Origin of the sequence: Ruegeria sp. YS9 (assembly GCF_024628725.1) — a bacterium.
In the GTDB taxonomy this organism is placed as follows: domain Bacteria; phylum Pseudomonadota; class Alphaproteobacteria; order Rhodobacterales; family Rhodobacteraceae; genus Ruegeria; species Ruegeria atlantica_C.
Window position 1 is genome coordinate 3,123,307 of record NZ_CP102409.1, and the last position, 18,456, is coordinate 3,141,762.

16 protein-coding genes and 1 tRNA gene are annotated in these 18,456 nt (G+C 58.8%); 6 read left to right on the forward strand and 11 right to left on the reverse strand.

Annotated features, from left to right (window positions below; all coding sequences use genetic code 11):
* Positions 1-181 precede the first annotated feature (181 nt).
* Entirely contained in the window at positions 182-1,372 is a 1,191-nt protein-coding gene (locus NOR97_RS15790; RefSeq protein WP_257599771.1) for a peptidase S41, read from the forward strand.
* Positions 1,373-1,476: 104 nt separating this feature from the next.
* On the opposite strand, the gene NOR97_RS15795 is transcribed toward NOR97_RS15790, so the two are convergent.
* From NOR97_RS15795 to NOR97_RS15805, 3 genes are all read right to left on the reverse strand, one after another.
* Positions 1,477-2,499: an aspartate-semialdehyde dehydrogenase gene (locus NOR97_RS15795; protein ID WP_257599772.1), complete on the reverse strand. Its 1,023-nt coding sequence runs from the start codon at positions 2,497-2,499 to the stop codon at positions 1,477-1,479.
* Positions 2,500-2,594: 95 nt separating this feature from the next.
* A complete protein-coding gene (locus tag NOR97_RS15800; protein WP_257599773.1) occupies positions 2,595-3,650 on the reverse strand; it encodes a glycosyltransferase family 4 protein in 1,056 nt (351 codons plus the stop codon).
* A gap of 19 nt (positions 3,651-3,669) precedes the next feature.
* On the reverse strand, positions 3,670-4,842 hold the full coding sequence (locus tag NOR97_RS15805) for an MFS transporter (RefSeq protein ID WP_257599774.1): 1,173 nt from the start codon (positions 4,840-4,842) through the stop codon (positions 3,670-3,672).
* A 141-nt stretch (positions 4,843-4,983) separates the two neighbouring features.
* Here NOR97_RS15805 and NOR97_RS15810 point away from each other — a divergent pair, with 141 nt between their 5' ends.
* Entirely contained in the window at positions 4,984-6,126 is a 1,143-nt protein-coding gene (locus NOR97_RS15810) for a DUF3095 domain-containing protein (RefSeq protein ID WP_171635484.1), read from the forward strand.
* Positions 6,127-6,130: 4 nt separating this feature from the next.
* Here NOR97_RS15810 and NOR97_RS15815 read toward each other — a convergent pair whose 3' ends face one another.
* On the reverse strand, positions 6,131-6,901 hold the full coding sequence (locus NOR97_RS15815) for an HpcH/HpaI aldolase/citrate lyase family protein (RefSeq protein WP_257599775.1): 771 nt from the start codon (positions 6,899-6,901) through the stop codon (positions 6,131-6,133).
* Positions 6,902-7,134: 233 nt separating this feature from the next.
* Between NOR97_RS15815 and hpaR the strand changes: the two genes are divergently transcribed.
* The 3 genes from hpaR to NOR97_RS15830 all read left to right on the forward strand — a co-directional run bounded on the left by hpaR (position 7,135) and on the right by NOR97_RS15830 (position 9,710).
* Positions 7,135-7,569 carry a homoprotocatechuate degradation operon regulator HpaR gene (gene hpaR / locus NOR97_RS15820; protein WP_170345758.1) on the forward strand — a complete coding sequence of 145 codons (435 nt, stop codon included), beginning with the start codon at positions 7,135-7,137 and terminating at the stop codon, positions 7,567-7,569.
* Between the two features lie 444 nt (positions 7,570-8,013).
* A protein-coding gene (locus NOR97_RS15825) for an IS5 family transposase (RefSeq protein ID WP_257599340.1) occupies positions 8,014-8,771 on the forward strand; the annotation gives its coding sequence in 2 pieces (ribosomal slippage) (positions 8,014-8,338 and positions 8,338-8,771; 759 coding nt in all).
* Positions 8,772-9,011: 240 nt separating this feature from the next.
* The gene (locus NOR97_RS15830) at positions 9,012-9,710 is read left to right on the forward strand and encodes a fumarylacetoacetate hydrolase family protein (RefSeq protein ID WP_257599776.1); all 699 of its coding nucleotides are present in this window, start codon (positions 9,012-9,014) and stop codon (positions 9,708-9,710) included.
* 3 nt (positions 9,711-9,713) lie between these two features.
* Here the strand turns inward: NOR97_RS15830 and NOR97_RS15835 are convergent, their stop codons facing one another.
* Both NOR97_RS15835 and NOR97_RS15840 read right to left on the reverse strand, forming a co-directional pair.
* The gene (locus NOR97_RS15835) at positions 9,714-10,934 is read right to left on the reverse strand and encodes a winged helix-turn-helix domain-containing protein (RefSeq protein ID WP_257599777.1); all 1,221 of its coding nucleotides are present in this window, start codon (positions 10,932-10,934) and stop codon (positions 9,714-9,716) included.
* Positions 10,931-11,956 carry a LacI family DNA-binding transcriptional regulator gene (locus NOR97_RS15840; RefSeq protein WP_257599778.1) on the reverse strand — a complete coding sequence of 342 codons (1,026 nt, stop codon included), beginning with the start codon at positions 11,954-11,956 and terminating at the stop codon, positions 10,931-10,933. The genes NOR97_RS15835 and NOR97_RS15840 overlap by 4 nt, the downstream gene beginning before the upstream one ends.
* Before the next feature lie 115 nt (positions 11,957-12,071).
* On the opposite strand from NOR97_RS15840, the gene NOR97_RS15845 reads away from it, so the two are divergent.
* Positions 12,072-12,148: transfer RNA gene (locus NOR97_RS15845), tRNA-Arg, on the forward strand.
* Positions 12,149-12,612: 464 nt separating this feature from the next.
* On the opposite strand, the gene NOR97_RS15850 is transcribed toward NOR97_RS15845, so the two are convergent.
* From NOR97_RS15850 to NOR97_RS15870, 5 genes are read right to left on the reverse strand one after another with little or no spacing between them, the layout of a single operon-like run.
* A complete protein-coding gene (locus tag NOR97_RS15850) occupies positions 12,613-13,629 on the reverse strand; it encodes an Ldh family oxidoreductase (protein WP_257599779.1) in 1,017 nt (338 codons plus the stop codon).
* Positions 13,630-13,640: 11 nt separating this feature from the next.
* The gene (locus NOR97_RS15855; RefSeq protein ID WP_257599780.1) at positions 13,641-14,270 is read right to left on the reverse strand and encodes a DUF3726 domain-containing protein; all 630 of its coding nucleotides are present in this window, start codon (positions 14,268-14,270) and stop codon (positions 13,641-13,643) included.
* Positions 14,267-15,955 carry a hypothetical protein gene (locus tag NOR97_RS15860; protein WP_257599781.1) on the reverse strand — a complete coding sequence of 563 codons (1,689 nt, stop codon included), beginning with the start codon at positions 15,953-15,955 and terminating at the stop codon, positions 14,267-14,269. The genes NOR97_RS15855 and NOR97_RS15860 overlap by 4 nt, the downstream gene beginning before the upstream one ends.
* Positions 15,956-15,959: 4 nt before the next feature.
* Positions 15,960-16,934, reverse strand: coding sequence for a dipeptidase (locus tag NOR97_RS15865; RefSeq protein ID WP_257599782.1), 975 nt, complete (start codon positions 16,932-16,934; stop codon positions 15,960-15,962).
* Entirely contained in the window at positions 16,934-18,376 is a 1,443-nt protein-coding gene (locus NOR97_RS15870) for an aldehyde dehydrogenase family protein (protein ID WP_170345750.1), read from the reverse strand. Before NOR97_RS15870 ends, NOR97_RS15865 begins: the two co-directional genes overlap by 1 nt.
* Positions 18,377-18,456: the final 80 nt, after the last annotated feature.

The window sequence follows — 18,456 nt, forward strand, 5'->3', positions numbered from 1 at the left end:
AACAGCTTGGCGATTTTCAACGCGCGCAAGACTGTGCGGCTGCACAGGTTTCTTTCGAAGTTACAAGTAGAGGTGAAGTTTGACTGGCAGACGAGACTGAGAGCGAATCCGATTTGGGTGTTGATAGTCCTCTCTTGAGCCCAATCTGGACATTGACGAGCGGCTATGCGCACCGTGAAACATGTCGCTCACGGAAGATCTGAACCAAATTTTGGAAACTGTGCTGCCAACCGATCCCAGTTTTCGGAGGATCGAAAGGGCCGTGATGGACAGCTGTATTTGTGAAACCCGGCGACACGCTTTGGAGGGCTCCATCGAAGCCTTCCTGATGTCAGCGATGCGTCTATTGGCACTTCCCGACAATGGGCACACACGGCTGATCCCGAACGATGCGATCGAGGTGCTGCCGCTGAGGTTCGTGACCGTAGGGCGTTCCGTGCAACTCATCGGCGCGGCACCAGAGATAACCGCACCTCGAGGAGAGCTGATAGCGGTCAATGGCGCAGATCTGAGCCGGATTGAAGCCGCTGCTGAGCAGTTTCTGGCGGGAAGGCACCAAAGGAAACGGGTCATCGGACCGATTCTTTTGGCTTGGCCGTACGCTCTGGCACGTTTGGGTTTTGCGTCAGACAGCGGAACGACCGAGTATCGTCTGCGGGACGAAAATGGACAGATAACGAACCTGAAAGTGGCCAATGGACACACCGTTCCCGGATCCGCGCTGTACCCCAGAAACGAGCACGGCAAGGATGATCCCACCTGGCAGCCCGAGGCTTTTGTAGAGATAAAGAACTGGCAGGACCTTGGGCTATCAATTGCGTTGCCAAGCTTCTTCGATCCGAACGAAACTGCGCTGCTTGCAGGCATCTCAGCCGCTGGGGAACGCGTGCGCGCCTGCTCGAACAAACCGCTCTTGATCGACGTTCGCGGAAACACGGGGGGCGACTTTCTTCTAACGATGCCCTTGATCGACGCAATCTCGGAAAGTGCAATCAAGCAGATTGTTGTGCTTGTCGATAAATTCACGTTTTCCGCAGCGATCGTGTTTGTAGCCATCCTCAAACATCGATTGGGAAACAGGCTCACACTCATTGGAGAGGAGATGGGTGATGGCTTAACGTTCTTTGCAGAGGGCGGGTTGCTCGATCTGCCGGCCAGCAAAGCGGTCGTTCGATACTCATCAGCCTTTCACGATTGGAAGAACGGAACGGCTGACGAAACCACCCCGCCCGAAGTTGCGCGCAAAATCGTAGCTGTAGGTGCACTGAATTTGGATTTGGAATGGGTCCAAGGGTCTGCGGCAGAGGATGCGCAAGGCGAGTTCCATCAACGTGTTCTCAAGAGCATGAGCAATTGGATAAACGACCGTTGAATTCGCACGACGGTCGTCCAGCCCGCAAACCTGGCACTTATCAAAAAACCCGCTGAAAAATCAGCGGGTTTTCTGGTTTTCAGGCTTTGGCGAAAATCGGGATGTCAGCCCTTTTTCAGAACCTCGCGGCCCAGAAGTTCCGCGATCTGCACCGCGTTCAGGGCGGCGCCCTTGCGCAGGTTATCGCTGACGCACCACAGGTTCAGACCGTTCTCGATGGTCGAATCCTGGCGGATACGGCTGATGAACGTGGCGAAATCGCCCGCGCATTCGATCGGTGACACGTAGCCACCCGCTTCGCGTTTGTCGATCACCATGATGCCCGGCGCTTCGCGCAGGATGTCGCGGGCTTCGTCTTCGTCCAGAAACTCTTCGAACTCGATGTTCACGGCCTCGGAATGGCCGACGAAAACCGGCACGCGGACGCAGGTCGCGGTAACCTTGATCGACGGGTCGACGATCTTCTTGGTCTCGACGACCATCTTCCATTCTTCCTTGGTCGAGCCGTCTTCCATGAAGACGTCGATCTGCGGGATGACGTTGAAGGCGATCTGCTTCTGAAACTTGTTCGGCGGCACGTCCGTTGTCGGGTTGTAGATCGCCTTGGTCTGATCCCAAAGCTCGTCCATGCCTTCTTTACCGGCGCCCGACACCGACTGGTAGGTCGAGACCACGACGCGCTTGATCTTGGCGCGGTCATGCAGCGGCTTGAGTGCCACCACCATCTGCGCGGTCGAGCAGTTCGGGTTGGCGATGATGTTCTTGTTCTTGTAGTCGTGGATCGCCTGAGGGTTACATTCCGGCACGATCAGCGGAATGTCCGGGTCATAGCGATACAGCGACGAGTTGTCGATCACCACACAGCCAGCCGCAGCCGCCTTGGGGGCATAGGTCTTGGTTGCGTCCGAGCCGATGGCGAACAGGGCCATGTCCCAGCCGGTGAAGTCGAAGGTGTCGATGTCCTGGGTGGTCAGTGTCTTGTCGCCAAAGCTCACCTCGGTCCCCAGCGAACGACGGCTTGCCAGCACGGCAAGTTCATCGACCGGGAACTGGCGTTCCGCCAGGATGTTCAGCATTTCGCGGCCCACGTTACCCGTGGCGCCGGCGACAACGACGCGATAGCCCATTTCATGTCTCCAATGTTAAGGACGCGCGTTCATAGCCGCGTTGCAGCGAAGAAAAAAGGGCTATCACGGGTGAATTGGCCGAATTGACGTCGATTTTAACCCGAATGCGCGTTTTCGCCTGTGTTCAGCAAAGACCGATAGACCCGCACGATGGCCTCGGCCTCACCTTCGATTCGAAAATGCTGCTCGACACGCTGTCTTGCGGCCTGACCGGATTGCACCAGCTTGTCCGGATCGCTCAACATCTGATCCAGTGCTTCGGCCAGTGCCCCGGCGTTGTCCTTTTCGATCAAGCGGCCGGTTTCCCCGTCCTCGATCTGGGCGCTGAACGCGCCAACCCCGTGGCAGGCGATTGCAGGCACGCCGGAAGCCATCGCCTCAAGCGGTGTGAGGCCGAACCCTTCGTGACGGGCCGGGGCCACGAACAGGTCAAGGGCGCGGTAGGTTTCAACGATCTCCTCCCAGGGACGCTCGCCCAGGAAGTGCAACCGGTCCGACAGACCGGCAGCTTTGAGTTTGGCCTCCTGTTCCCGTTGGAACGCTTCAAATTCTTTGGTGGCGCGCCCGGTGAATATGATGCTGGCGTCGGGATGGTTCGGCAGAACCTCGATCGCCGCATCCACCAGCAGATCGACGCCTTTCTGAGGTCGAATGCGCCCGAAACACCCGATCAAGGTCCCTTCTGGCAGCCCCAGTTTCTGCCGCAGGGCGGTTTTGTCCACGGCCGGGTGAAACAGTTCGGTGTTCACACCGTGCATGATGACGGTTGCGGGATGTTCCAGAAACGACGCCGCTTGCGGCGTTGTGGCGATCAGCGCATCCATCTTCGAGATCAGCCACTTGGTGAACCCCGAATGATTTCGTTGCGCAGCCGAAGTGAACAGCAGTTTCAGATTGCGTCGCAGCACATGTTTCAGAAACAGACCCATCAGCATTTCGGTATTGCGCCGCGCATGCCACACCCGGGGCGTCCTGTTCGAAAGGAATGGAACTTTGATCAATCGGATGTGGGGCAGATCATCCGGCAGGCCGGGTCCCGTGGCAACGATCCCGATCATATGCTTCTGGATCGGCAGCAGGCGGATGACGGTTGTGGTGACGCCGGAGAGGCTGTGTTTCAGGTTCGGCGCTATAACCTCGATTTCCTGCACGGCTTGCTCCGCAATTGCTTCAATCCACATTATCCCGGCTGAATAGATAAATCACGCAACCGATGGCAAGGGTTACCGCAAAAAACCCGAATATCGCGGTGTAGGGCGCGGTTGTCCCGATCTCAGCGGTGGCGGCATGAATGCGCCCGGTGACAAATTGGGCAATGCCGACCCCTCCGATCCCGAAAAGGTTCAACAGGGTCACGCCTCGGCCCACCAGATGGGGGGGGACGAAGGCCCGCCCATGGGCCATGATGACCGGAAAGCTGGCCCCGGTGAACCCAATGACGGCCAACAGCAGAACGGACAGCCATGTGGCATGGTCAATCCACACGCAAAGCAGGGTCAGCGCCACCACGCCCAGCACGTTGCCTGTGAAGATAACCCACTTCCGAGTGCCAAATACGCGATCCAGCGGTCCGTAGACAAAGGTACCGACAATCATCGCAGACCCCATGACCAGTGTCGCGGTGCCGATCTGGGTGGTGCTGAGCCCGAAGACATCGTTCAGATACGGCCCGGCCCATAGCCCGCGCAGCGCGGCAGAGGGCGCATAGGCCACCAGCATCAAGGGCATGATCAGCCACAGTGCAGGCTCTTTCAACAGGTCCAGCAGCGTACCCTTGTGTTCCGTATCAACCTTCGCGGGATCACGCAGGCTCAGCCAAATACCCAAAGCAATCGCGGCAGATATCACGGCCAGCCCAACCATGGTGGCGCGCCATCCCATCCATTCGACAGCAAGCGCAGTCGGATAGGAGGCCACGAGATTGCCCACCGAGCCGACGCCCAGCATGACGGCGGCCAGTGTCGCGAATTTCGCGGGCGGGTATTCGCGGGCAAAGATGAAATAGGATGCCATCAGAACCGGAGAGCACCCGACGCCGATCAGGCCCATGGCAACGCTGACATGCAACGGTGAGGTCGCGACCGCAAAAATCGCGGATCCTCCTGCACCACCAACCAGAAGAAGCGCGGCTGCGGTCAGCCTGGGCCCAACCTTGTCCAGCGCCCAGCCAACCGGGATTTGCATTGCAGCGAACACAAGAAACCAAAGGCCCGACGCAAAGGCCAGATCTTCGGGTGTGGCGCCGATGTCGCGTTCAAGATCCAGGCTGAGCACAGCCAGAAATGCACGGAAAAACTGGCTGAGCACATAGCCCAGGCACAAAACCACCAAACCCGCCTGCATATCCCGCCTCTTTTCCGCTCATCCGAAGGGAATGCTTGGCACGCAATGATGCAACGCACAAGCATGTGTACTATGTTTCAGTAGCAGGACTTGGGCCGCATTCCGGCTATCATTGTCAGAAGTCTGATTTCGAGGGGGAAAATGAAAGACCTCCATTCTGCATTTTATGAAAACCTGCCCCTGTTGCGGGATTTCACCCGCCTGGCAGACCCGGCGCAGTTTTCGCCGGTGCCCGACGACTGGTTTCTGGGGGTCGCCGACATTGTCGATTCAACCGGCGAGATCGCGCGGGGACGATACAAAACCGTCAACACCGTTGGGGCTGCCGTAATCTCGGCGATGATAAACGCGATGGACGGCAAGTTGTTTCCCTATGTCTTTGGCGGCGACGGGGCGGCGTTTGCGATCCCCCCCAGCGAAATTGAAGCAGCGCGGGATACTCTGTCAGCCATGCGGCGCTGGGCGGAAGAAGAGTTTTCCATGCCGTTGCGTGCGGCGCTGGTGTCGGTGGCGGATATCCGAAAAGCAGGCAGGGACTTGCGCGTCGCTCGTTTTGCGCCCTCTTCCGGGGTGGATTATGCCATGTTCTCGGGCGGAGGCTTGGCCTGGGCCGAGGCAGAGATGAAAGCGGGCCATCACATGATCGCGCCTGCCGAACCGGGTGCGCAGCCGGACCTGACAGGCCTGTCATGCAGATGGTCAAACAGCCCGGCGCGGCACGGTCAGATCGTGTCACTGGTCGTTGAACCCACTGCGTCGGCAACTGAACGCGACTTTGCCGACCTTGCGCAATCGGTTCTGTCCGCGTCAGAAGAGCTGGAGCGCGCAGGTCATCCGGTGCCTGTAAATGGTCCGCCCATGACGTGGCCGCCCCCCGGCCTCGACATTGATGCGCATGTTTCGCGCAACGGGCGGAATTTGTTTCTGCACAAGCTCGTTCTTCTGTTTCAGAACCTGCTGATCGCGATATTGTTCAAAACACGCAAGAAGCTGGGACAGTTCGAACCCGAACACTACAGGACGATGGTCAGCAGCAATGCCGATTTCCGCAAGTTCGATGACGGCCTGAAGATGACGTTGGATTGTGACCCGGCCACTTTGCGACAGATCGAACACTTGCTGAAAGAAGCGCGCGGGCGCGGCAAAATCCGATACGGTCTGCACGTGCAGGACGAGGCGATGATGACCTGTTTCGTCCCGTCGGCCACACGGGACGATCATGTGCATTTCGTCGACGGTGCCTCGGGCGGATACGCCCAAGCCGCAGCGGCCATGGTCCGTTGAGCGGTTAGTCGGCTTTCCATCGTGCGGCGAGATCACGTGCCGTTTGCGTCAGCAGCATCACATCAATGCCAACCGCCAAAAACTGTGCGCCCATATCCAGATATGCCTGACGGGCCTCGTCATTTGTGGCCAGAATGCCCGGCGCTTTGCCTGCGGCCTTGATCCGGGTCAGTGCATCGCCGATAACCGCTCGCACCTCGGGCGCCGCACTGTTGCCCTGATGGCCCATATCGGTCGACAGATCGGCAGGGCCAATGAATACGCCATCCACGCCGTCAACCTCCAGAATGTCGTCCAGAGCAGCCATTCCGGCGCGGGTTTCAACCTGCAACAACAGGCAAATCTCCTTATCTGCGGTCTGAATATAATCTCCGACCGATCCGTACATCGTCGCCCGCGATGCCATCGCGCCCACGCCGCGGACACCGGCGGGGGGATAGCGGCAGGCCCGAACCAGCTCTTGCGCCTGCGCGGCGCTTTCCACGATCGGAACCAGAATGGTCTGAGCACCCGCATCCAGAACCATCTTGATCAGCCAAGTCTCACCCACGGGGACCCTCACAACCGCATGAGAATTGCTTGCTTCAAGGGCCAGAAGCTGGTCCCGGATCGACCGGATATCGTTAGGGGCATGCTCTCCATCGATTACCAGCCAATCAAAGCCCGCGGTTCCCATCATCTCGGCCGCTGCGGGCTCCGCAAAGCTCATCCAGCACCCGATCTGCATTTCTCCCTTTTTTAGAGCCTGTTTGAACGCGTTCTGCTGCGCAGCCATATTGTTTCCTTTTGTTGCAAAACCTTCGGCGCGACGTAGTCGCGAAAGTGGCCGTTTCCTCATCTTCTTCCGTGGCACGAAATTGTCCAGTTTTAATGCAATATGGCGTCATCGGATCGACGGCGGCAAGGGCGCGTCACGCAAGGGTGGCGACATTCCGGCGGTTCTTTTGCTTCAAACCGAAAACTGAGGGTTCCCTTGCGTAAATCACGGATTTCGGCGATAATTTTGGCATGACCGACGACCTCCCACTGACGTCGCGATCTTTGCCTATTGCGCTTTTGCGGGCGCGGGAAAAGGTTATGGGACCCATCCGAGCAATGCTGGCCGACGCCGGTGTCACCGAACAGCAGTGGCGCGTATTGCGGGTTTTGAATGAAGAAGGCCCGCAGGAGCCCACGCATATTGCCGAACGCGCCTGTCTATTGTTGCCAAGCCTGACACGGATATTGCAGAAGTTGGAGCATCGCGGCCTGATCTCCCGACGATGCCATCCAGCGGACCGGCGTCGCCAGATTGTCGAGATCGGCGAGCGTGGCGTTCAGATCATTCACGCCAATCAGCCCGCCAGCATGGCGCAGGCGGAACGCATTCGGTCCCGCCTGGGGCCGGAAAAACACGAACTGTTGCTGGACCTTCTGAACGAGTTGAACGACCTGGATACCTGATGCCGGTCGCAAAACACTTGTGTCATCTGCCAGGACCCCGCCGGAGATTCTAGGGGCGATCTCCGACGGGGTGGCCAGACTTGGATTTGGGTTAGGCCTGGCCTGAGGCCGGTTGCGTCACGCCTTGCCTGACGGTCCGGCCTGCGCATCGGAGTATATGGCGAGCCGGAAATGTGGCTCTGATTAGGGCTATTTGGCCTTTGGGGGAAAGGCCTTGCACCCATGCTCTCCGAAACAGACTTGGGCAATTGCCGAACGAAAACCGGTCCCGCAAGGGATGACTTTGCGTCATACTGGCCGAATGTACCCGCATGCGCGGTGTTTTGCTGCCTTCGCACCCCTCAAGATGGATGCACCCTGCAATTCCAATTCAAAACCTAGGGTCAGGACGCATTGATTTCCCGCGCATGACGTGATTCACGGCCCCAAAAACGGAGCGGTGATATGAGCGACCTTTACTGGCTGAGCGATGAGCAGATGGCCAAGCTTACCCCTTTTTTCCCGAAGTCGCACGGCAAGCCACGTGTCGATGACAAGCGCGTCCTGAGTGGGATTATCTTCATCAATCGCAATGGTTTGCGCTGGCGTGACGCTCCTGCCGCCTATGGTCCGCACAAGACGCTCTACAGCCGCTGGAAGCGCTGGAGCGAGAAAGGCATCTTTGCGCGGATGATGGCGGGTCTGGCCGCCGAACACGGCGAACAGAAGACCGTGATGATCGACGCGACCTACCTCAAGGCCCATCGAACAGCGACCAGTCTGGCCGCGAAAAAGGGGGGCGTGGGCGCCTGATCGGTCGAACCAAAGGCGGCATGAACACCAAACTGCACGCCATCTGCGATAGCCAAGGCCGCCCACTCAACCTGTTCGTCACCGCCGGTCAGGTCAGCGACTACATCGGTGCGCGGGCGTTGCTCAGCAGCCTGCCAAAGGTCGACTGGCTGCTCGGGGATCGCGGTTACGATGCCGATTGGTTCCGGGAAGCGTTGCAAGACAAAGGGATACGCGCCTGCATCCCTGGACGAAAGCAGCGCAAGAAAGCCGTCAGATACGATAAGCGTCGATACAAACGCCGAAACCGGATCGAGATCATGTTCGGCAGGCTGAAGGATTGGCGGCGCGTGGCAACCCGCTACGACCGTTGCCCAAAGGTCTTCCTCTCTGCCATCGCTCTGGCCGCGCTCGTCATCTACTGGTTATGAATCCTGACCCTAGCCCGACTTGCGCCAGAGCCAAGTTAATTTCCGATCTGCCCAAGTTCCGGTGCATCAATAAAGACGGATGTGAAGCCGCTTTGGAACGGCACTGGCCGTTCAGGTCAGAATTGAGCAGGTTCGCGCTGAAACAACTCGTGGATACTGGCGAAATCCAGCGTGCATTCCCCGCTTGCTGGCAGCTCTGGCAGGCGTAAGATGGCAGCGATGAAAAATTCAGGAACCACGATGTCAAACAGCCTGTTTTCCCTTCCCGATCCCATAACCATCCCTGTCGTCGGCGAGACGGCCGGGTACCCTGTCGGTCGCATTTTCTGCGTCGGGCGAAACTATGCCGCGCACGCAGCAGAGATGGGGAATGAGGTGGATCGCGATGCGCCCTTCTATTTCACCAAATCCGCGCCAAACGCGATCCTGTCCGGCGCGACGGTTCCGTACCCGGCGGGGACGAAGAATTACCATCACGAAATGGAGCTGGCGCTGGCAATCGGAAAACCGGTGTTTCGCGCCTCCGGCGCGCAGGCTTGGGATGCGGTTTATGCCTATGGCTGTGCGCTCGACATGACCCGCCGCGATCTGCAATTCCAAGAACGGGACAAACAGCGTCCTTGGGATCTGGGCAAAGATGTCGAAAACGGAGCAGTCTTCGCGCCGCTGACCCCTGCCACAAACTGGTCGCCTGACGATGCCAAACACATCCGGTTGAGCGTGAACGGTGAACTGCGCCAGGACGCTACTTTGGAAGAGCTCATCTGGAAGATCGATGAAATCGTCAGCCATCTTTCCGGTTTCTACCATCTGCGCCCCGGCGATCTGATCCTGACAGGTACACCGGCCGGCGTAGGCCCGGTTGTGCCCGGCGACATCATAACAGGAGAGATTGACGGGCTGGAACCGATCAAACTGACACTGACTGACGCGGAATAGACCCTATTTAGGGTCTTTCAGCCAACCCCTTGCGAATTCGACCTGTTCAACGCCTGCCAGCCGGCGTATCCGCTCCAGCTCGGCGTTCAGGCGGCGGCTGCGGGCGTCGGACCATCGCACCCCCCGTTCGGGCCAGAGTGCCTTGACATGCAGCAGGTCGCGATCGCGATGCGCCTTCATGTCGATCCGGCCGATCAACCGATCACCTTCAAGCAAAGGGAAGACGTAATACCCATATGTCCGCCTGGCTTCGGGCACGAAAACTTCGATGCGATAGTGAAAGCCAAACAGCCGCTCGGCCCGGTTTCTGTCCCGAAGCATGGGATCAAACGGGCTGAGCACTCGGATCCGTCCGGGCGGTTGCGGCAAGTCGGCCGCCCGATCCATCAAATCAGGGCGGGCAAAGGTTTTGCGCAGGCGTCCATCGGCGCAAGTGATTTCGATCTCTTCGATGTTTCCCTGAGCCAACGCCGTGGCACACCAGTTTTTGGCTTCGGCGGCGCTGACCGTATCCCAGAACGCGGCCAGCTCTCCGGACGTGGCAAACCCCAACCGGTCCAGCGCTGCGTTGCACAGCCAATCCACGGTCGCCGTCGCATCACAGGCCATGTTCCCGGGGCACAGGCGGGTTTCAATCACACGTTCAGTCAGATCATAGCGTTTCTTGAACCCATCTCGGCCCACGACGGTCAGGGCCCCGGAACGCCACAGAAACTCCAAAGCGGTTTTTGACGGGTGCCAGTCCCACCAACCGCCCGAGCCTTTTTTTTCATCCTTGCCAACGTCTGACGAACACACTGGTCCATGGTCGCGGATGTGTTTCAAGACAGTCTCAAACTGCTGTTCGAACCCATCCCGCCGCCAGTTCTTCCATCGCGCCTTCAAGAGATCCGCATCACGCTGAAAGCGCAGATGCCAGTGCGGATAGAATGACATCGGGATCACGGCCGCATCATGTGTCCAGTGTTCGAACAGCGCTTTTTCCCTTTCATAGAGCCTTTTCAGATTGGCGCTGCGATACGCAGGCCGTCGGGAAAACAGGATCATGTCATGGGCGCGGGCAACCGTGTTGATGCTGTCGAGCTGCACGAACCCCAGCCGCTGGACAAGGTCCAGAAGCCCGGCGCCCTTGGCCGCGCCCGCGGGCTGTTCGGCCAAAGCGTGACGATCCATGAAAATGGCCCGGGCCGTCCGATTGTCGAGCCGTTTCAGGGGGGCGTTCATCGTCGTTTCAGAGTATCGCCATAGCTGATCTTGGGGGTCAGGGTGACCCGTGTCTCGATTTCAGACTCCGAATCCTTCAGGCGTTCAGCGATGATCTGTGCGGCCTGACGTCCTATGTCCAGACGACAGGCATCCATCGTCGCCAGTTTTCGCGGCAGACCCTGCAAAAGTTCCACGTTGTTGAACCCGGCCAGACCGATCTGCCCCGGAATATCCACGCCCTGTTCCAGCAGGTACAACAGACCACCAGCGCCGATCATGTCGTTGGAATAATACAGGAAATCCAGATCTGGCGACCGTTCAAGCATGGCCTGCGTCATCTCGCGCCCTTTGGCCAGGGCAGAGCCGCCGGAATAGAACTCGCGATCTTCGATCTCGATCCCGTGTTTGCCCAGCACTTCGGTAAACCCTTCAAAGCGTTTTCGGGCGCGGTGATCCAGCGGCATCTTGGTACCCATGAAGCCGATATGCTGATACCCGGCCTTCAGAATCGCCTGCGCCATCTCGCGCCCGGCCCGGCGGTGTGAAATCCCCACCATCGCGTCGACAGGTTTGCCGTCGGTATCCATGATCTCGACCACGGGAATGCCCGCTGAATCCAGCATGGCGCGGGCCGCGTCGGTGTGTTCCAGCCCTGCAATGATCACGCCCGAGGGGCGCCACGAGAGCATCTCGTACAGCACTTTTTCTTCTTTTTCGGGCAGATAATCCGTCACTCCAACCACGGGTTGCAACTCGGTATCTTCGAGCACCTGATTGATGCCGGTCATCACCTCGGGAAATACCATGTTCGAAAGCGAGGGGATGATTACCGCGACCAGGTTGACCCGGCTGGATGCCAGCGCGCCCGCGATCTTGTTGGGGACATATCCCAGCTCTTTGGCGGCGGCCAGAACGCGGGTGCGGGTGGCGTCGGAAACATCCCCCCTGTTACGCAGAACCCGGCTCACCGTCATCTCTGAGACACCGGAAGCCTCGGACACATCACGAAGGGTAAGCGGGCGTTTGGTTTCACTGTTCACGGGAGGCACCTGCGTAGTTGTTTTGTCCGATGCTAGCGTGAACAGGTCGGTGTGTACAACAATTGTGCAAAGGCGATGACAACCCGGAAAATCCCGGTTACAGAAGGCAGGGCGCGGCCCCGTGGCTCAACTGGATAGAGCAGCCCCCTCCTAAGGGGCAGGTTGCAGGTTCGAATCCTGCCGGGGTCGCCAGTTTTCCCAAATGCCCATTTTGAGGACAAATATTCCGTGGTGTGGCAATACGGTGGAGTTACACCAACAATCCACACCACATACGAACAAACTCTGAGGAGCGGAAGGAATCCCGAGCGGCCATGCGGTGTGGTGAAACATGGCGGGTTTGGATCTGGCCGGTTGTGTCAACACCAGCACATGACGACGGCCGATAGGACGACCGTGGGACATCGGTCTTGTCGGGTTTCGACGCGTTGCCAGTTTTTTTGTCTGCCGAGCGTTTTCGCGCGGCATGTATCTCGCCAAATCGGATTTCACACGCGACTTGCGCTTTTTGCGCCCGGGATACAGGCGCATATCCCGTTGCCTTTCAACGCGCCTGCCAACCAGAGACAGGCAAACCCTTTGACCGAATTGTCCGGTGCAGTCTTGGGGATCGCCACCACTTGGCAACTGCACTCAATGGGCGGTGAACCCGTCGCCTAGCCGGAGCCCAAAATCGCTTCAATCTTTGACAGGGTTGCGGAGTTCACTGCGACTCCCGCTTTGCTTGACGAAAGCCGGTTCTTGCGGCGGCCATCGCCGGGCAGATGCGCACCGTCCTGAGCTCTGATCGACTCAACCAGAGTTGCCATGGCATTTGAAAACAAACCTGCGGACGACGCCACGGGATCAATCGCAATGAAAAACTGCCCGGTCTTTGGGGGGCCACCGGCCGTTCCGGAAAAAGGCGATGCGTTCAACCCAAGTGTAGATCCGGTAAGGGCTGCGGCCATGACTTCGGTCAGCAAAGCAACACCCACGCCTTTGTAGCCGCCGGACGGGGCCATGCTGCCTTTCAGACCGACGTTAGGGTCCGTTGTCGGGTTGCCGTCAGCGTCCAGCGCCCATCCGACGGGAATGGCCTTTCCTTCCCGTGCATGCTTCATCACTTCGCTTTTGGCGATGGTGCTGGCGCTTTGATCAATCAGCAGTGCGGGTTGACCATCCGTACCCGGTGCCGCGATCGAGAAAGGATTGGTGCCAACAACAGGTTTCGATCCGCCCGAAGGTGCGATGGATGCTGGCGCATTGGTGAACCCCAATCCGACCAGCCCTGCCTGGGCCAGCCGATACGTGTGATAACCCAGCACACCGCAATTGTAGCTGTTTGTAATCGCCAATGCGGCGATGCCCTGTTCCTGTGCCGCCGGGATCAGCGCCTCAAAACCCAGATCAATGGCCGAATGTGCAAACCCGGTTTTGGCATCGACCCGGATGAGGCCCGGACGCGGGGTTTCAAGGGCCGGTTTTGCCTGACCGTCCACCTTGCCGCATTGAACATGCTCGCAATAGATCGGGATATACGCCAGCCCATGGCTGGCCACGCCGTCTGCCTCGGTCGCGGCTGTGGCAACAGCCAGAGGGCGTGCATTTTCTTCGCTTGTGCCGGCGGCCACCAGCGCATTGAATGACAGCTCTTCTATTTCGGCAAGCGAGAGAGTTCTGGTTTCGGTCATCGGATCGTCCTTCAATCGTTGTCTGACAAGCCTGAACCAGCGCCAAGCAGTTGGGATTGTTCAGTTGCGGGGGCATAGGTGCGATGCGCCACGGTGTTGAGGAGCTTCCACGCCCCCGGATCCGGGGTGGCGCGGCTGTGCATGGAGCGGGCGGGTCTGATTTGGTCGATTTCGGTTATCCCGACGCGGTTTGCCCTGTCCATTCCGAATTCTTCACAGCTCAGATGAACACCATCAGTGGTCACGGAAAACCCGTCCAAAGTGATTTCCACAGTCGATTTCCGCTTTTTCGCCATGGTGGCGACAAAGGGCAGCAACAGAAGAGGTGCGGCAACATTGGAAATCAGAACTTTGTCTTGTGACAGGGCGTCCGGGAAATCTGATAATGCCGATCCGGTCATAAGGGGACACAGATCCCGGGCACCGGTCCACATACCGTCCCGGGCCTCTGGGACGTGATGTTCCAGGTGCGGCGCAAATTCCTGCTCAAGCAACTGGGCCAGGATCGCTGGTCCGTCAAACCCCTGAACGCAAAGCCATCGGGTTGCTTTCGCGGCTTCTTCCGCCACACCCCAGGCATATCCAGCCCCACGGGTTGCGCGTTTGGCAGTGGCTTCCACTTCGTTCAACGAGAAGGTCATTGCACAACCTCCGGATAAACCCACAGGTCGGCGTTCGCGGCGTTCAGCTCTTCCGGGTAGGGTGCACCTGAATACATGCAGATACGCACCCACCGATCCGAACGCGGGTCGAAATGCGTCGCCCCAAAGAAGGACAGTTTGGCGCGCAGCATATCAATGGGCATCACCTGCGCGCTGATCGTGTTGTCTCGAATTTCACCGTACGGAGCGATGCGGCTGATTTGCGCGCGGCGCACGCTGTGGCGGTGTTCCGGATGGCGCAACAGAAACTCTGCGATCGGAGTGTCATCTGGCCAGTCCTGCATTGCTTCGAAAGCCAGGGTCGCATCCCGTGCCGGTGCAAGAGGTTGTTCATAATCCGAGATCGGTTCTTCGAAGCGTTCCCCCAGCCGGGGTTCCAGCTTGTCTTCGGACACGTACCAGGCCCGCGCGCAGTTTTCGGCGGCGGCCCAATCCAGGTTCAAAGCCCAGTCAAAGCTGTTCCGGATCAACGCACGCACCGCCGATACCGGCATTGCCCCATCAATCACCTGCGCGGCCGTGTTGGTGTCCGCCATGCAACTCGCAAGCCCGTCAACAAGCGTGCCATAAGGTTCAAGGATCAGAGAGGCCAGCAGTTCCTGACCTTCTTCGGTCAGCGTGGTTTCGGACCAAAGGATCAGACGGTTCCAGGGGTGGTCCTGTGTCAGGTCATCCTTGGCCAGATACTCTTCGATTTTATCCAGATCCGAATTCAGGGCCGCCAGCTTTTCCATCTGCACCGGGTGTTCAGATCGCCACCAGGAGATTGACTGTTTGCAGCTTGCAAAGACATCGCAAAAGACACGTGCTTCATCTGCCGAAGCCGTCCCAATGGACCGAACGCGCGAGATTGCTTCTTCGCGCACCATGATCCAGTTGTTGAACAGTACCGGGTGATTGACGATGAACGGGGCCATACCCAGGCCGGTCGAATTCCCGATGCCCAGCCAACGGGCGATGTCTGGATCAAGCTCTGCGGTCCGATCCCCGCCTTTGACCTGCGCCATATGCTGTACCAGATCGCGCACAAAGGCGCGGGTCAGATAGACTGACAGCATCTCGATCTGGAACGGACCACTGACTTCGGCCCGGCCGGCTGTCTTTTCCCGGTCTGCTGCGCCAAATTTGCCCGACCCATAAACGGCCGTGGTCCGCATAAGGTAACCGACTTTGTAGATCTGTTCGAGATCGGGTTGCTGCCCCGCCGCAAGACGATCCACTACATGTGTCCAAAGCCGCACGGAACGGTTGGCCCGAGACAGGGACAGTTCGGCTTCGCTGATACGTCCGGCTTCTTGCAACGGAACATTCTGCGACAGACGGTCGATATCCTCTGCCGTTGGAATGCCGTCAAACAACGCGAAGGTGGCATCCCAGGCCTCGGCAATCACCCGGTCAGATCGCTGTTCGGGGGGCAGGTCATGGGCAAAGGCGACCAGCGAATAGGCCCGATCGGGGCCTTGCGCGGTATAGACCGCATGGCCCACACCCTTGTTGTCAATTTCAAACGCAGGGCGCGAAAAGCTCCAGTTTTCTTCGGCCATGCGGCGCGTCAGTTGCCGCATAAAGCTGAGCCGACATTGGTGCAACGATCCCAACCGTGACAGCCGCATGACCGTGGATGGGTCACGTCTGGCGATCTCTGTCTGCGCGTGTGGTTCCATTTGGTTACCTTTGTGGGACGAAGTTCTCGGCAAAGAACCGGTACCAGTTCCTGCCCATGATCCCGGCCACTTCGTCATCGTTCAGGCCGGTCGCGCGTAACCCTTTTTCGATGTTTCCAAAGTCTCGGTTGTCCTGAAACCAGCCCGGCATCGGTGGGAATCCCGGAGCCGAGGCCGAGCCTTCGCCATAGTCGATTTCTTTTGTCCAACGCCCCACACGCATCCATTCCACGACGCTGTCGGGCTGATCCTGACACAAGTCAGTGCCGATCCCCAGATGTTCGGCCCCGTATTTGTCGGCAGTGCGGGCGATCATTTCGCAGAAGCTCTCCAGCGTGCAATCGGACTTGTCTTTCAGGTGGTGAGGGTAGACCGAAAAGCCCAGCATCCCACCTTTTTCCGTTACCGCGCGGATGACGTCATCCCGCTTGTTGCGCAGGGCCGGGGACCATTCGTGCGGATTGGCATGTGTAATCGCGATGGGCCGGTCCGAGACTTCAGCCGCCTCGATCGTGGAACGGTCTGCCGAATGGCTCATGTCGATCACAAGGCCCACGCGGTTCATCTCTTTGATGACCTGCTTGCCCATGCGGGTGATGCCGGTGTCTTCGGCCTCGTAGCAACCGGTCGCCAGCAGGGATTGGTTGTTGTAGGTCAGTTGCATGAACCGCGCGCCCAGATCGTGCAGGATTTCGACCAGCCCGATATCGTCTTCAATGGGCGACGGGTTCTGAAATCCGAAAAACACGGCGGTCCGGCCCGTTTCGCGTGCCGTGTCGATGTCGCTGGCCCACCGGCCTTTCATGATCAGATCCGGGTATTGCTCGAACCAGCGGTTCCATTTCTCGAAATTCAGAACCGTTTCGCGGAAATTCTCATGATAGGAGATGGTGACGTGGATCGCGTCCACGCCCCCTTCGCGCAGCTGGCGGAAGATCTTTTCCGACCAGTTGGCATATTGCAGGCCGTCGATCCGCATCAGACGGGGCCGGCGCTGATATAGGCGGTTTTGACGGTCGTGTAGAACTCGGCTGCTGCTTTGCCCTGTTCGCGGGGACCGTACGAACTGTCACCCCGACCGCCGAATGGCACGTGGTAATCGGTGCCTGCGGTGGGCAGGTTCACCGTCACCACGCCGGTGCGTGCGTTGCGGCGGAAATGGGTTGCGCGAGCCAGCGACTTGGTCACGATGCCCGAGGTCAGGCCGAAATTGGTGTCGTTCACGACGCTCAGCGCCTCGTCATAGCTGCCGACCTTGATGACACTGGTCAGCGGTGCGAACATTTCTTCGCGGTTGATGCGCATATCGTTGGTGGTGTTCAGGAACACCCCCGGCGACATGTAGAAACCGTCATGGGGCATCTCCAGCCGCTGACCACCACAGGCCAGCTCGGCGCCTTCGGATTTGCCCAGATCGACATAGGCGAGGTTTTCATTCAACTGCTGCTGGCTGACGACCGGACCCATCTGAACGCCGTCCTCCAGCGCGTGGCCGACTTTCATCGCCTGTGCACCGGCCACCAGCTTTTCGACGAAGGCATCATGGATGCCCGCGTGGACGACCAGACGCGACGAAGCCGTGCACTTCTGACCGGTGCCGCCGAATGCCCCGCCCAGCGCCAGCGTCACCGCCAGATCCAGATCGGCATCGTCCATCACGGCCAGCGCGTTTTTGGACCCCATTTCCATCTGCACCTTGGTCAGGTTCTGGATGGCCGCAGCAGCAATGCCTTTACCCACGGGAACCGATCCGGTGAATGAAATCGCATTGACCTTGGGGCTTTCCACCAGACGCTGACCGATGGAACGGCCCGAGCCCATCACCAGGCTGAACAGACCCTTGGGGATGTCTTGCCGCGCGATGATTTCGGTCAGGGCCACGGCCGAGGCAGGGGTGATGTTGGCGGGCTTCCACACTACCGCGTTGCCATAGCAAAGCGCCGGGGCGATCTTCCACGAAGCCGTTGCGGTGGGGAAGTTCCACGGGCTGATGATGGCAACCACGCCAACAGCCTCGCGGCGCACGTCAACCTCGATGTCCGGGCGCACGGAATCGGCGTTCTCTCCGATCTGTCGCAGACATTCGGCCGCATAGTAGGTGAAGAACTGACCGGCGCGGTAGACCTCGCCCTTGCCCTCGGCCAGCGGTTTTCCTTCTTCACGGCTCAGCAGAGTGCCGAGTTCCTCGGCGCGGGCCATCAGTTCATTGCCGATGGCGTTCAGTACGGCCTGCTTGCGCTCCAACCCGTAGGCAGCCCACTCCAACTGTGCCACACGCGCCTGATCCAGCGTTGCCTCAAGCTGATCGGCACTGGCCTGCGCGAACATACCGACCAGATCGCTCAGGTCCGATGGATTGCGGTTTTCAATTTCGCTTTCGCCCGCCAGCCATTCGCCGGCAATCAGATTCAGTTTGGTCACGTCAGGCCCCAAATTCGCAAAGTTCAGTCTGCGAAAGAATGGAACTTGCTGCCGATATCAGTCAAACTAAAATAACTTTA

Excerpts from the sequence above, each read along its gene's own strand:
- NOR97_RS15855 (WP_257599780.1), bottom strand. The coding sequence starts at position 14,270 with ATGACCTTCTCGTTGAACGAAGTGGAAGCCACTGCCAAACGCGCAACC.
- NOR97_RS15805 (WP_257599774.1), bottom strand. The coding sequence starts at position 4,842 with ATGCAGGCGGGTTTGGTGGTTTTGTGCCTGGGCTATGTGCTCAGCCAG.
- hpaR (WP_170345758.1), top strand. The coding sequence starts at position 7,135 with ATGACCGACGACCTCCCACTGACGTCGCGATCTTTGCCTATTGCGCTT.
- NOR97_RS15810 (WP_171635484.1), top strand. The coding sequence starts at position 4,984 with ATGAAAGACCTCCATTCTGCATTTTATGAAAACCTGCCCCTGTTGCGG.
- NOR97_RS15830 (WP_257599776.1), top strand. The coding sequence starts at position 9,012 with ATGTCAAACAGCCTGTTTTCCCTTCCCGATCCCATAACCATCCCTGTC.
- NOR97_RS15835 (WP_257599777.1), bottom strand. The coding sequence starts at position 10,934 with ATGAACGCCCCCCTGAAACGGCTCGACAATCGGACGGCCCGGGCCATT.
- NOR97_RS15790 (WP_257599771.1), top strand. The coding sequence starts at position 182 with ATGTCGCTCACGGAAGATCTGAACCAAATTTTGGAAACTGTGCTGCCA.
- NOR97_RS15795 (WP_257599772.1), bottom strand. The coding sequence starts at position 2,499 with ATGGGCTATCGCGTCGTTGTCGCCGGCGCCACGGGTAACGTGGGCCGC.
- NOR97_RS15860 (WP_257599781.1), bottom strand. The coding sequence starts at position 15,955 with ATGGAACCACACGCGCAGACAGAGATCGCCAGACGTGACCCATCCACG.
- NOR97_RS15850 (WP_257599779.1), bottom strand. The coding sequence starts at position 13,629 with ATGACCGAAACCAGAACTCTCTCGCTTGCCGAAATAGAAGAGCTGTCA.
- NOR97_RS15815 (WP_257599775.1), bottom strand. The coding sequence starts at position 6,901 with ATGGCTGCGCAGCAGAACGCGTTCAAACAGGCTCTAAAAAAGGGAGAA.
- NOR97_RS15865 (WP_257599782.1), bottom strand. The coding sequence starts at position 16,934 with ATGCGGATCGACGGCCTGCAATATGCCAACTGGTCGGAAAAGATCTTC.